The 11857-nt window shown below is 61.1% G+C and carries 12 protein-coding genes; 7 read left to right on the top strand and 5 right to left on the bottom strand.

The window, feature by feature from the left end; all coding sequences use genetic code 11:
- The first annotated feature begins 14 nt into the window (after positions 1 to 14).
- The 3 genes from HGI47_RS03735 to HGI47_RS03725 are packed head-to-tail and all read left to right on the top strand — an operon-like array spanning position 15 to position 2282.
- Positions 15 to 1217: a bifunctional 2-C-methyl-D-erythritol 4-phosphate cytidylyltransferase/2-C-methyl-D-erythritol 2,4-cyclodiphosphate synthase gene (locus HGI47_RS03735; RefSeq protein ID WP_168851462.1), complete on the top strand. Its 1203-nt coding sequence runs from the start codon at positions 15 to 17 to the stop codon at positions 1215 to 1217.
- A gap of 5 nt (positions 1218 to 1222) precedes the next feature.
- Positions 1223 to 1774, top strand: a complete 552-nt coding sequence (locus HGI47_RS03730) for a hypothetical protein (RefSeq protein WP_168851461.1) — start codon at positions 1223 to 1225, stop codon at positions 1772 to 1774.
- A 4-nt stretch (positions 1775 to 1778) separates the two neighbouring features.
- On the top strand, positions 1779 to 2282 hold the full coding sequence (locus HGI47_RS03725) for a CinA family protein (protein ID WP_168851460.1): 504 nt from the start codon (positions 1779 to 1781) through the stop codon (positions 2280 to 2282).
- Here HGI47_RS03725 and HGI47_RS03720 read toward each other — a convergent pair.
- Together HGI47_RS03720 and lipA are read right to left on the bottom strand one after the other, a co-directional pair.
- Positions 2243 to 2704, bottom strand: coding sequence for a type II toxin-antitoxin system RatA family toxin (locus HGI47_RS03720; protein ID WP_168851459.1), 462 nt, complete (start codon positions 2702 to 2704; stop codon positions 2243 to 2245). The two genes, HGI47_RS03725 and HGI47_RS03720, sit on opposite strands and share 40 nt — an antisense overlap.
- Before the next feature lie 4 nt (positions 2705 to 2708).
- Entirely contained in the window at positions 2709 to 3653 is a 945-nt protein-coding gene (gene lipA / locus HGI47_RS03715; RefSeq protein ID WP_168851458.1) for a lipoyl synthase, read from the bottom strand.
- A gap of 66 nt (positions 3654 to 3719) precedes the next feature.
- Here lipA and HGI47_RS03710 point away from each other — a divergent pair, with 66 nt between their 5' ends.
- Entirely contained in the window at positions 3720 to 4370 is a 651-nt protein-coding gene (locus HGI47_RS03710) for a carbonic anhydrase (RefSeq protein ID WP_168851457.1), read from the top strand.
- Positions 4371 to 4463: 93 nt separating this feature from the next.
- Here HGI47_RS03710 and HGI47_RS03705 read toward each other — a convergent pair whose 3' ends face one another.
- On the bottom strand, positions 4464 to 5792 hold the full coding sequence (locus HGI47_RS03705; protein ID WP_168851456.1) for a hypothetical protein: 1329 nt from the start codon (positions 5790 to 5792) through the stop codon (positions 4464 to 4466).
- Positions 5793 to 6116: 324 nt separating this feature from the next.
- Between HGI47_RS03705 and gyrA the strand changes: the two genes are divergently transcribed.
- On the top strand, positions 6117 to 8849 hold the full coding sequence (gene gyrA / locus HGI47_RS03700; protein WP_168851455.1) for a DNA gyrase subunit A: 2733 nt from the start codon (positions 6117 to 6119) through the stop codon (positions 8847 to 8849).
- 44 nt (positions 8850 to 8893) lie between these two features.
- Positions 8894 to 9199, top strand: a complete 306-nt coding sequence (locus tag HGI47_RS03695) for a DUF952 domain-containing protein (RefSeq protein WP_206066006.1) — start codon at positions 8894 to 8896, stop codon at positions 9197 to 9199.
- 7 nt (positions 9200 to 9206) lie between these two features.
- Here the strand turns inward: HGI47_RS03695 and HGI47_RS03690 are convergent, their stop codons facing one another.
- On the bottom strand, positions 9207 to 9863 hold the full coding sequence (locus tag HGI47_RS03690; RefSeq protein WP_168851453.1) for a lysoplasmalogenase: 657 nt from the start codon (positions 9861 to 9863) through the stop codon (positions 9207 to 9209).
- A gap of 68 nt (positions 9864 to 9931) precedes the next feature.
- Here HGI47_RS03690 and trmFO point away from each other — a divergent pair, with 68 nt between their 5' ends.
- Entirely contained in the window at positions 9932 to 11299 is a 1368-nt protein-coding gene (gene trmFO / locus HGI47_RS03685; protein ID WP_168851452.1) for a methylenetetrahydrofolate--tRNA-(uracil(54)-C(5))-methyltransferase (FADH(2)-oxidizing) TrmFO, read from the top strand.
- Between the two features lie 3 nt (positions 11300 to 11302).
- Here the strand turns inward: trmFO and HGI47_RS03680 are convergent, their stop codons facing one another.
- Positions 11303 to 11779, bottom strand: coding sequence for a hypothetical protein (locus HGI47_RS03680; RefSeq protein ID WP_168851451.1), 477 nt, complete (start codon positions 11777 to 11779; stop codon positions 11303 to 11305).
- Between the last annotated feature and the right edge of the window lie 78 nt (positions 11780 to 11857).

Genomic DNA, 11857 nt, shown 5'->3' with positions numbered 1-11857 from the left:
TAGAGGCGCGGCGAATGGTCGCTATCCCGCCTCTAACTGACGACGATCTGTCTGGTTCAGTTGCCGCCGTCGTCGTGGCAGCAGGCAAAGGGATGCGTACAGGCGGCGCTGTGCCAAAGCAGTTCGTGATCTGGCGGGGCAAACCACTGGTGCGACATTCGGTGGAAGCACTGCTGGCCAGCGGAATCGCGCCTGTCGTGGTGGCGATTCCCGATGGCTGGCACGATGTGGCCGCTGACGCGCTGGCGGGGCTTGCGAACGTGCAGTTCGTCTTGGGTGGAGCAACCCGGCAGGAATCGGTGCACGTTGCATTGGAACATCTGGCCGCAGCTGCCCCAGTAAAAGTGCTGATTCACGATGCGGCGAGGCCGATGCTTGGGTGCGCGGTGATCGACCGGCTGGTCGATGCGCTGGATCATGGCGTGGCGGCGATACCGGTACTTCCGGTGGTGGACAGCGTGGTGCGCGGTAGTGCCGGTGCAATGCTTCACAGCGTGCCGCGCGAGGAGCTTTATCGCGTGCAGACGCCGCAAGGGTTTGGCTTTGACCCCATCCTTGCCGCGCATCGCGCATGGCAGCGCGAACCCGACGCAGGGGATGATGCGCAAGTGGCAGTGGCGGCGGGGCATCAGGTCCTGCTGGTTGAAGGCGACGAAGCGCTACGCAAGGTGACTTTCGCCGCCGATCTTGAGGAGCAAGAGGTGAACCGCCAGTTTCGGACCGGAATGGGCTTTGATGTTCATCGCCTTGTTTCGGGTGAAGAACTTTGGCTGTGCGGCGTCAGGATTCCGCATGACAAGGGCCTGTCCGGGCACTCCGACGCCGACGTGGCTATTCATGCGCTGGTCGATGCCCTGCTCGGTGCCATCGCGGCAGGCGATATCGGCGATCACTTCCCGCCATCCGATCCGCAGTGGAAAGGCGCATCGTCCGACCGGTTCCTTGCCCACGCGGCAAGCCTTGTGCGCACGGCAGGATTCGTAATTGGCAATGTGGATGTCACGGTGATCTGCGAAGCACCGAAGATCGGCCCACACAAGCAGGCCATGCGCGAGGCGCTTGCCCGCATTCTCGGGATTGACACAGGCCTTGTCTCGGTCAAGGCGACGACTACAGAACGCCTTGGAATGACTGGGCGTGGTGAAGGAATTGCGGCACAGGCGGTGGCGATGGTCCATTCCACAGGACCACTGCTGCCGACGCTTGCAGGAGCTTGACGCGGATGAAGATTTCACGATTTGCACTGGCCGCCAGCGCCGGTCTGGCGTTGTTCCAGACACAATTGGCGCAAGCTGCCACCCCCGCGGCCCCGTGCCTGAGCGAAGCTGAGGTTACCGCGCTCGTCGGTTTTGCCCTGCCCTCTGTGATCGACGGCACGATGAAGAGCTGCAAGCTGCATCTTTCCAGCAATGGCTATTTCGCGACGCGCGGCAGTGAATTCCTTGATCGCTATGCAACGCGCAAGGCCGTGAACTGGCCGATGGCCAAGTCTGCCTTCGTCAAGCTGGGGTCGAGCAAGGACAGCAAGATGACCGACACGATCGCGAACCTGCCTGATGAGGCTGTGCAACCTTTCGTCGAAGGACTCGTCAGCGAAATGGTCGGCAGCGAAATCAAGCCGGATCAATGCACGGCCATCGAACGCGGCGTGCGTTTGCTGTCACCGCTTCCGCCGGAAAACACCGCCGAACTGGTCAGCTTCATTCTGGTTCTGTCGAGCAAGCCGAAGCCCGGCAAGACCTCGTCATTTCCGATCTGCAAGACAGCGGCCTGATCGCATGGACAGCGTTCTCCCGCCGATACTCGGTGAACTGGCGCGCCGGGTCGTTGCTGAAAATGCAGCGCTTGGCCGCAAGGTGGCCGTGGCCGAAAGCTGCACCGGCGGTCTGGTAGCTGCGGCATTGACCGAAGTTCCGGGCAGTTCGGCAGTATTGGATCGCGGTTTCGTGACCTATTCCAACGAAGCGAAGCAGGAACTGCTGAACGTTTCGGAGGATCTGATCGATACGTTTGGCGCGGTATCCATCGCCGTTGCATGGTCGATGGCTCAAGGCGCGCTGAAAAAATCGGGCGCAGATGTTGCCGTGGCAATCACTGGCGTTGCCGGGCCTGATGGTGGGAGCGAACAGAAACCGGTGGGCACGGTCGTGTTTGCCTGTGCCAAGCGTGGTGAAGATCCTGAAGCCACCAACGCCGAACTAAAAGTATTCGACACCGCAACTACACGCGCCGAAGTGCGCCTTCAGGCCACGCTGACCGCGCTGGAACTGCTGCTGCCGTAAAGCTGCTCGGCCCGTTTCTCGAATGCGGCGACCATCTTGCGGAACGCCGCATCGAGATACTGCCCCGCCAGCTTTTCGAAGATGGCGTTGCGAAAGGTGAAGTCCACGCAAAAGCTGATGGTGCAGCCGCCATCGGCATTGGGCGTGAACGTCCAATCGTTTTCAAGCCGCTTGAGCGGGCCGTCGATATATTCGACCCGGATGTGGCCGGGCCGCACCTTGTGAACGCGCGAGGTGAATTTCTCACGCAGGGCGCTGAACCCCACCAGCATATCCGCGATCATTTCGGTTTCGCTGTCAGACCTGACGCGGGTGCCAACGACCCAAGGCAGGAATTCGGCATAGCGCCGCACATCGGCGACCAGATCGAACATCTGCTCTGCCGACCATTGCAGCGACCGGGTTTCAACGATCTTCGGCAAGGTTTCAGCCCTGCGCTGCGGCTTTCTGGGCGACCTTGGCAAGCTGCGCATCGCGCGTGGCACGCATTGCGCGGAAATCATCCCCGGCGTGGTAGCTGGACCGCGTTAGCGGGCTGGCCGCAACCTGCAGGAAGCCCTTGGCACGCGCGATTGCGCCATAGGCATCGAATGCCTTGGGCGTGACGAATTCAATCACCTTGGCGTGCTTTGGCGTAGGCTGAAGGTATTGCCCCATCGTGAGAAAATCGATCTGGGCGGAGCGCATGTCGTCCATCACCTGATGCACTTCGAGGCGTTGCTCACCAAGGCCGAGCATTACGCCAGACTTGGTGAAGATGCGCGGATCGTGGCGCTTCACCTGCTCCAGCAGGCGCAGCGAAGCATAATAGCGCGCGCCGGGGCGGATCGTGGGATAGAGCCGTGGCACGGTTTCGAGATTGTGGTTATAAACGTCCGGCCCGGCATCAACGATGGCTTCGACGGCGGCTTCCATCTTGTTGCGGAAATCGGGCGTCAGAATTTCGATCGTGGTTTTTGGCGTCATCTCGCGCAGTGCGTTGATCACTTTGACGAAATGGCCTGCCCCGCCATCGGGCAGATCGTCACGATCAACAGATGTGATGACGATGTGTTCAAGGCCCATCTTGGCCGCCGCTGTGGCGACATTGATTGGTTCCATCGGGTCCACCGCGCGTGGCATCCCGGTCTTCACGTTGCAGAAGGCACAGGCCCGCGTGCAGACTTCGCCGAGAATCATCACGGTCGCGTGCTTCTTCGTCCAGCATTCACCGATGTTCGGGCAAGCCGCTTCTTCGCACACCGTGTTCAGCCCAAGTTCGCGCATCAGCGCGCGCGTTTCGCCATAGCCCTTGCTCGTGGGGGCTTTTACGCGAATCCAGTCAGGCTTACGCTGGCGTTCGGGGCGGAGATTTTGGGTCGGGTCGTTCATTGGGTCCAGATAGGCCGTTCGCGCCACACTTGAAAGACCCAATCGTTGCGGCCATTAGCGTTGACCATGACCCAGAGAACCCCCGAATTCGACCACCTGCTTTCAGGATACCGCCGCTTCAGGGAAACCGGCTGGAACCGCCGGCTGGAACGTTGGCGCCAGCTTCGCGATGGGCAGGAACCGCAGGTCATGGTCATCGCATGCTCCGACAGCCGTGTCGATCCAGCCCAGATCTTCGATGTCGATCCGGGCGAGATTTTCGTGGTGCGCAATGTCGCGGCGATGGTCCCCCCGTTCGAAACAACGCCGGGCCATCACGGTGTTTCGGCCGCGCTCGAATTTGCGGTGCAAGTGCTGAAGGTCAAGGAAGTCGTGGTCATGGGCCACGGTATGTGCGGCGGTTGCAAGGCCGCGCTTACCCACAGCCTGAAAGGCACTGCCCCCGGTGATGGCGGCTTTGTGACCGACTGGATTTCGCTGCTCGACGATGTGCGCGAAGAAGTTGTCGCCAAGCATGGAATCGACGGGCGCGACGCCGAACAGGCAATGGAACTGGCAGGGGTGCGCCAGAGCATAGCCAATCTGCGCACATTCCCTTTCGTTAGCCGCAAGGAAGCACAAGGCGAACTTCGCCTGCGCGGCGCATTCTTCGCGATCTCTGACGGCGTTCTGCACGTTCTGGACGAGGCGAGCGGGGATTTCGCACCCGTTACTTGATTTTTGAAGGCTGCCCGTCCAGCCTCCAAGCGTAACGAAAAAGGGCGGCCCGAGCGGGCCGCCCTTTTTTATGCCTGCTTCCGCAGAACTGGTTCAGGGACGCGCCTGAGTCGTCGCGAAAGTGGCCCAAAGCCGTGCCAGCGGCGCGCGAGCGCCGGCGACCTGCGCAAAGCTGGCCTTGGCATCTTCGAACTTGTCCTGATCGAGCTGCGCGATACCAAGACGGGTCAGTGCACGATCCTTGTCGATCGCGCCCTTGGCGATGGCCATCTCGTACATTTCTTCAGCCTTGGCCGGTTCATCGTAGGATAGGTATGCGTCGGCCATTGCCAGCGCGCTCTTGCCGTCCTTGCCTGCACGGGCTTCCTTGTCGAGCGCTGGGAGCGAGGCCTTGTCAGGTGCGATACGGCTCTTTGCCTGCGAAAGCGCATCCGAAACAAACGGATCATTCGCCTTCAGCACGCCGCTTTTGACGCCCATTTCGGTTACCTTCAGGACTTCGCCCGGAAGACGGCGCGGGTCAGCGGCTTCGATATATTCGATGTATTCACGCTCTACATACTTGGGATCGTTCTGGAAGCCGCCCGAACGCAGCAGCAGACGGCCAAGATCCAGCGATTCCTGATTGGTGAACTGGCCGAATTCACGCACGAGCTGGCCCGCGCCAAGCCAGTTGAGCGGCGTGGGATCGTTTTCGACCATCATCGTCGACCATTCGATCGCTTGCGGCCCAAGCTTGTTCTTGTACGCAATCAGGTTCGCACGCTTGAACCAGCCTTCCGGCACTGCGCCACCTGCGGCCTTGCGCGCGTCCACGGCAGCCTTGAGCGCTGCAAGCGCCTCGGCGTTCTGGCCCTGCTGCGAGTACGAATCCGCCAGCAGTTCAGCAGCGGTATCATCCTTGTAGTTGGCGGCGACGACGGCGGTCAAAGCCTTGACCGCAGCCGGGAAATCCTTGTTCGAATAGGCGAAGTTGCCAAGGTAGAACTGATATTCCGTCACGTTCGCAGCAGGCACCTGGCCGCTGTCGAGCATGTTCTGCATACCGCGCTGGCGCATGGCGACATCGTTCAGCGTGCCGCCAAGGCTGACCGCCCAGCCACCAGCGGCCATACGATCAAGCGGAGTTTTGATAGCAGCTTCTGCAGCGGCGAGTTCTGCCGGGGCATTGGCGACCAGCGCCTTTTGCGCGGCGGCATCGGCGCCCTTCTTCTTGGCTTCGTCGAGCGCGTTCATCGTCTTCTGGATGGGAGCGGCAGCGCCAACGAATTCCTTCGAATAGCTTGCCTTTTCAACCTTCGGCTCTTTTTCCTTGGCGAACGTGGCGGTCGCACCGACCGTCAGCGCGCCGGTGGACAGGGCAAGGGCCAGCGCCGTCTTGCCGATCATGCCGCCAGAAACACGCTTGAAAGTAGCACGCATAGAACTCGTCTCCTGTTCGACCGGATGCCTTGCGGGGCGACCATGCCCGGCAACAGATGCACCTTCGGTCCTCTCACCTCTGGTCGTATCCGCTAGTGGCGCGGAAATAGCCCCTTGGCAACGGTTTGTGCGCTATCCTTGCTGCCGTGAACGGGGATTGAATGACGCCTCGTCCGAATATTCAGGCAACTGGTCGCACGCACTCACAAATGTGGAAAACCGGGGCGGATCAGGGCCGATCCGGGCCGCATTGCTGGCTATCGTCGGGCAATGGGTCTAGGGCCATTTTTCCGTCCTTTGTCATCATAACGAAAAGCAGTCCACGTGAGCGACGACACCACGATCATCGACCCTCCTGCCCCCGCCCCTGATGGCGAGTTCCAGCGGATCGACATCGTTGACGAGATGAAGACCAGCTACCTCGATTACGCGATGAGCGTGATCGTCAGTCGCGCGCTGCCTGACGTGCGCGACGGGTTGAAGCCGGTTCATCGTCGCATCTTGTGGACCAGCCACGAAAACGGCTTCGTCTCGACCAAGGCCTATCGCAAATCGGCGCGTATCGTTGGCGATGCGATGGGCAAGTACCACCCGCACGGCGATGCTGCGATCTATGACGCGCTGGCGCGCATGACGCAGGACTGGTCGATGCGGCTTCCGCTGATCGACGGTCAGGGGAACTTCGGCTCGATGGACCCCGATCCGCCGGCATCGATGCGCTACACCGAAGCGCGCCTTGCCAAAGTGGCGGATTCGCTGCTCGCGGATATCGAAAAGGATACGGTAGACTTCATCCCGAACTACGACGGTTCTGAGCATGAACCGCAGGTTCTGCCTGCGCGCTTCCCCAACCTGCTGGTCAACGGCGCGGGCGGGATCGCAGTGGGCATGGCGACGAACATCCCGCCCCACAATCTGGGCGAAGTGATCGACGGCTGCCTTGCCTATATGGACAACCCGCTGATCACGATTGACGAACTGATCCAGATCATTCCGGGACCGGATTTCCCCACCGCGCCGCTCATTCTGGGCACGGCAGGTGCGCGCAAGGCCTATCATGAAGGCCGTGGCTCGATCATCATGCGCGCGCGCCACCAGATCGAAGAAGGGCGCGGGGATCGTCGCGCCATCGTCCTTACCTCGATCCCCTATCAGGTCGGCAAATCCGGCCTCGTCGAAAAGATTGCCGAGGCCGCGAAGGACAAGCGGATCGAAGGCATCTCTGACATCCGCGACGAATCGAACCGCGAAGGCGTGCGCGTGGTCATCGACCTGAAGCGCGATGCAACGCCCGAAGTCGTGCTCAATCAGGTGTGGCGCAACACGCCCGCCCAATCGAGCTTCCCGGCGAACATGCTGGCGATCCGCGGCGGTCGGCCCGAAGTCCTCAATCTCAAGGACATTATCGAAACCTTCGTGCGCTTCCGCGAGGAAGTCATTACCCGGCGCACCAAGTTCGAACTGAACAAGGCGCGTGATCGGGCGCATATCCTGCTTGGCCTCGTCATCGCGGTTACGAACCTTGACGAAGTGGTGCGGATTATCCGTGGTTCGCCCAACCCCGCCACCGCGCGTGAAACACTGATTGCGCGCGAATGGCCGATGGGTGAGATCGCGCCTTATATCCGGCTTGTGGAAGCCATCGAGGATGTGGGCGTTGCTGATGCGGCGACCTATCGTCTTTCGGAAATTCAGGTTCGCGCGATCCTGGAACTGCGCCTGCACCGGTTGACCGCGCTTGGCCGTGACGAAATTGGCGATGAACTTGAAGGCCTCTCAAAGGCTATTGCCGAATACCTTTCGATCCTTGCCGACCGCGTGAAGCTCTATGGCGTGATGCGGCAGGAACTGCTCGAAGTGCGGCAGGCCTTTGCCACACCGCGCAAGTCCGAAATCACCGCGCCCGCTGATGGGATCGAGGACGAAGACCTGATCGAGCGCGAGGATATGGTCGTTACGATCACGCTCGACGGCTATATAAAGCGTACCCCACTTTCCACCTTCCGCGCGCAGAACCGTGGCGGCAAGGGCCGCAGCGGCATGGCGACGAAGGACGAGGATGCGGTCGGGACGATGTTCGTCACCAGCACGCACACCCCTGTGCTGTTCTTCTCGACGGCGGGCAAGGTCTATCGCCTGAAAGTGTGGCGCCTGCCCGAAGGCGGGCCAACCACGCGCGGTCGTCCGGTTATCAACATGCTGCCCGCGCTGGACAAGGACGAGACAATCGCCACCGTTCTTCCGCTGCCGGAAGACGAGGCGGAATGGGGCAAACTTTCGGTCGTCTTTGCGACGGCCAAAGGCAACGTCCGCCGCAACTCGATGGACGCTTTTGCCAACATCCCGTCGAACGGGAAGTTTGCGATGAAGTTCGATGAGGACAGCGATGATCGCCTGATCGGCGTTGCTCTGCTGGAGCCAAGCGATGACGTTCTGCTCGCCACCCGCGCGGGCAAGGCCATCCGCTTTGCTGGTGACGAAGTGCGCGAGTTCACGAGCCGTACCTCTACCGGCGTGCGCGGCATGACGCTCAAAGGCGATGACGAGGTTATCTCGCTGTCGATCCTGCACCGTGTCGGCACCTCGCCTGACGAGCGTGAGGACTATGTTCGCTTTGCACCGTGGAAGGGCGAGAAGGAAGGCGAACCGGCACTCTCGGCAGAACGCTATGCCGAACTGCAGGCGCGCGAACAGTTCATCCTGACAGTGTGCGCCAATGGCTATGGCAAGCTGTCATCGGCCTATGAGTATCGCCGTACTGGCCGTGGCGGCCAGGGCATCACCAATATCGACAACATCGGCCGCAATGGTCCGGTGGTGGCAAGCTTCCCGGCAGTACAAGCCGACCAGCTTATGCTGGTCACCGATCAGGCCAAGCTGATCCGGCTGCCGCTCGGTTCGTTGCGCGTGATCGGTCGCGGGTCTGCCGGCGTGCGCCTGTTCAATGTTTCGGGCGATGAACATGTGGTCAGCGCGGTGCGTCTGGCCGAAGAGGAAGGCGCGGATGAAGCCGAGGTTGCAACGCCCCAAGCCGATGACGGAAGCGCACCGGAGTGACGGAACGACCACTCCTTGCCTACAAGGTGCTGACCGGGCCGCAAATGGCGCAGCTTGAGGCAGACGAGTTGTTCAAGGGCGCGCCGGTCGATCTGGCGGATGGGTACATCCACCTGTCGACCGAAGCGCAACTTACCGAAACGGTGGACAAGCACTTCGCGGGACAGGACGATCTTCACGTTGTTGCGGTCGATCTTGTCGTGCTGGGCGATGCGGTGAAGTGGGAACCTTCGCGTGGCGGGGCGCTGTTCCCGCATATATATGCCGACCTGCCACTGAGCGCGGCGGTGGCATATGGCCCCTTAGAGCGGGATGACGCAGAGCAGGTGCGATTGCCGGTCGCGGGGTAACAGCCCTCTAACTTGCCGCGAATTCCCCGCGCGCGCGTAGCGTGCCAATCACGCCGGTGCAGATCAGGAATTGCCCGAAATAATAGAGCGGCCAAATCATCAACCCGGGTATCGTGCTGCCAGCCAACGGTCCCATCCGCGCGAAGATGAATAGATCGGACGCCACAAACATCATCGCGCCTAGCCCCACGCGGTAACGTGGAAAGCTGCTGAGCCAAGCCGCAGCAGCCATTCCGCCAAGGCTGAGAGCATAGAGCGCCACCTCTGGCCTTCCAGACAACTGATAGGAAATCAGCGGCACCGCGATCAATGTCACAACCGCCGCCGCTTTCTGGCTTCCTGAAGGCTGAGCACGCCGGAACTTCATATAAAGCGAAATGGCCACCAGATGGCCGAGCAGGAATGCAATTGCACCGCCAGTGAAATTCACTTCCAGAACCATGTCGCCCGCTGCACCCAACACCATGACCAGCGCAGTCAGGTGCGCGTTGCGCGATGGATGATGCGCCCAGGCATAAGCCGCCAGCAGGGCAACGCCAGCCCCTTTCCAAAGAATCAGCCAAAGCCCCGGCACGTGGCCCTTGGCCGCCAGCCAATAGCTGACACCGGCAAGGAGGCTCGCCACCAACCACGGCCGCTTCTCGATCAACGCGCGTTTGGGCACTTGTCCCCTTCCCCTCATCTCTCCAGACAGTCTTGCCGCAGCGGCACCGCGATGCCAAGGGCGAGCACATGACGCATCAGGTTCACATCATCGGCGGCGGCATGGCCGGAAGCGAAGCAGCGTGGCAACTGGCCCGGCGCGGCATTCGCGTGCGGCTTTCGGAAATGCGCGGGGGTGGCGATACGACGCCCGCACACAATGGTGACGGACTGGCCGAGCTGGTCTGCTCCAACTCGTTCCGTTCCGATGACGATGAAAAGAACGCGGTCGGCCTGCTGCATTATGAAATGCGTCAGTGTGACAGCCTGCTCATGGCTGCCGCCGCAAAGGCCCGGGTGCCGGCAGGGTCTGCGCTTGCCGTTGATCGTGACGTCTTTTCCGCCGAGGTTGAAGCCGCGTTGCGCGCGCAGCCCACGCTTGAGCTGGTGCGCGAACGTGTGGACGTTCTGCCTTCCGATGGCTTGACGATCATCGCCACAGGTCCGCTCACCGCACCATCGCTGGCAACGAACATCGGCGCGGCCACCGGGGCGGATAGCCTTGCCTTTTTCGATGCCATCGCGCCCATCGTCTATCGCGAATCCATCGACATGGATGTGGCGTGGATGGCTTCACGCTGGGACAAGGGGGCGGAAGCGTCGCTCGCGATGGGCGGTGATGGGCGCGACTACATCAATTGCCCGATGACCAAGGACCAATACTTCGCCTTCCGAGAGGAACTGCTGGCGGGCGACAAGACCGAGTTCAAGGAATGGGAGGCCAACACCCCCTATTTCGACGGTTGTATGCCGGTCGAAGTCATGGCGTCACGCGGGGTCGAAACCTTGCGGTTTGGGCCGATGAAACCGGTCGGCCTCGATAACCCGCATTGGGCTACGGAAGAGCATCCCAATGGCCGCTGGCCCTATGCCGTGGTCCAGTTGCGTCAGGACAACAAGCTTGGCACGCTGTGGAACATGGTCGGCTTCCAAACCAAGCTGAAACATGCAGAACAGGTGCGCGTTTTCCGCACGATTCCGGGGCTTGAGCAAGCCGAGTTCGCGCGACTTGGCGGTCTGCATCGCAACACCTTTCTCAATTCACCCACCCTGCTTGACCGTCAGTTACGGCTGAAATCGGCTCCGCACATCCGCTTTGCCGGGCAGATCACAGGGTGCGAAGGCTATGTCGAAAGCGGCTCCGTCGGGATGCTGGCCGGCCTGATGGCTGCTGTGCAGATTGCGGGCCGCACATGGACAGCCCCGCCGCGCACTACCGCGTTGGGCGCACTGCTATCGCACATTACTGGTGATGCCGAAGCGGAAAGCTATCAGCCGATGAACGTCAATTTCGGACTGTTTCCGCCCCTGCATGACGTGAAGAAAAAAGCGCGCAAGGAAGCCTATACCGAGCGCGCCAAGGCGGATCTGGCGGAATGGGTCGCGACACTGGCCTGACTGCTATTTGCACGCGCACTTCTGTTTGGGTTTAGGTCGTTCCTTGGGCCGCGTGGTCGCAAACTCTTCACGGGTAAGAAAAAGATCGGCGTTCCCGTCAGCCACCTTGAACTTGTCGACCGTAGTATGCGCCCATTCGTCGAACGTCAGCAGATTGTTGCCGTCCTTGTCCAGCTTGCGAAAATCGCGCGCGCGGCCGCTCAGCATTTCGGTGCGGCTGATCCGGTTGTCCCGATCCTTGTCCACCAGATTGAAGCGGCGCGTTTCACGCCCGACAGTTGTCGCTTCGGGTGGAGCAACGCCCATCATGCCATCGGCATCGGCACTGGGCAGGTCTTCGGGTTCAGCCTCAGGCGCTTCGGCCACGGGAAGCGCGGGTGCCTCGCCGCCGAACCCCGTCTCGGCGCGCCCTTGCCACCAGAATATTCCGGCAGCGACAAGCATCAGTGCGGCAAGACCGCCGAGCAACCCTCGAATCATCGTATTTTGCGCTCCATCGTGGAGGCAAAGTTAATCGGGACCGGACCGCATCCGCAGCGAAAGATGCTACCGCTTTGG

The organism is Novosphingobium sp. ERN07 (assembly GCF_012641335.1).
In the GTDB taxonomy this organism is placed as follows: domain Bacteria; phylum Pseudomonadota; class Alphaproteobacteria; order Sphingomonadales; family Sphingomonadaceae; genus Novosphingobium.
Note: the sequence above shows the minus strand (reverse complement) of the source record. Positions and strands in the feature narration are given on the sequence as shown.

Bases quoted from the DNA above. Each gene is read 5' to 3' on its own strand.
- HGI47_RS03735 (WP_168851462.1), top strand. From the start codon at position 15: ATGGTCGCTATCCCGCCTCTAACTGACGACGATCTGTCTGGTTCAGTT.
- HGI47_RS03705 (WP_168851456.1), bottom strand. From the start codon at position 5,792: ATGCGTGCTACTTTCAAGCGTGTTTCTGGCGGCATGATCGGCAAGACG.
- trmFO (WP_168851452.1), top strand. From the start codon at position 9,932: ATGACGCATCAGGTTCACATCATCGGCGGCGGCATGGCCGGAAGCGAA.
- lipA (WP_168851458.1), bottom strand. From the start codon at position 3,653: ATGAACGACCCGACCCAAAATCTCCGCCCCGAACGCCAGCGTAAGCCT.
- HGI47_RS03695 (WP_206066006.1), top strand. From the start codon at position 8,894: ATGGCGCAGCTTGAGGCAGACGAGTTGTTCAAGGGCGCGCCGGTCGAT.
- HGI47_RS03680 (WP_168851451.1), bottom strand. From the start codon at position 11,779: ATGATTCGAGGGTTGCTCGGCGGTCTTGCCGCACTGATGCTTGTCGCT.
- HGI47_RS03725 (WP_168851460.1), top strand. From the start codon at position 1,779: ATGGACAGCGTTCTCCCGCCGATACTCGGTGAACTGGCGCGCCGGGTC.
- HGI47_RS03730 (WP_168851461.1), top strand. From the start codon at position 1,223: ATGAAGATTTCACGATTTGCACTGGCCGCCAGCGCCGGTCTGGCGTTG.
- HGI47_RS03710 (WP_168851457.1), top strand. From the start codon at position 3,720: ATGACCCAGAGAACCCCCGAATTCGACCACCTGCTTTCAGGATACCGC.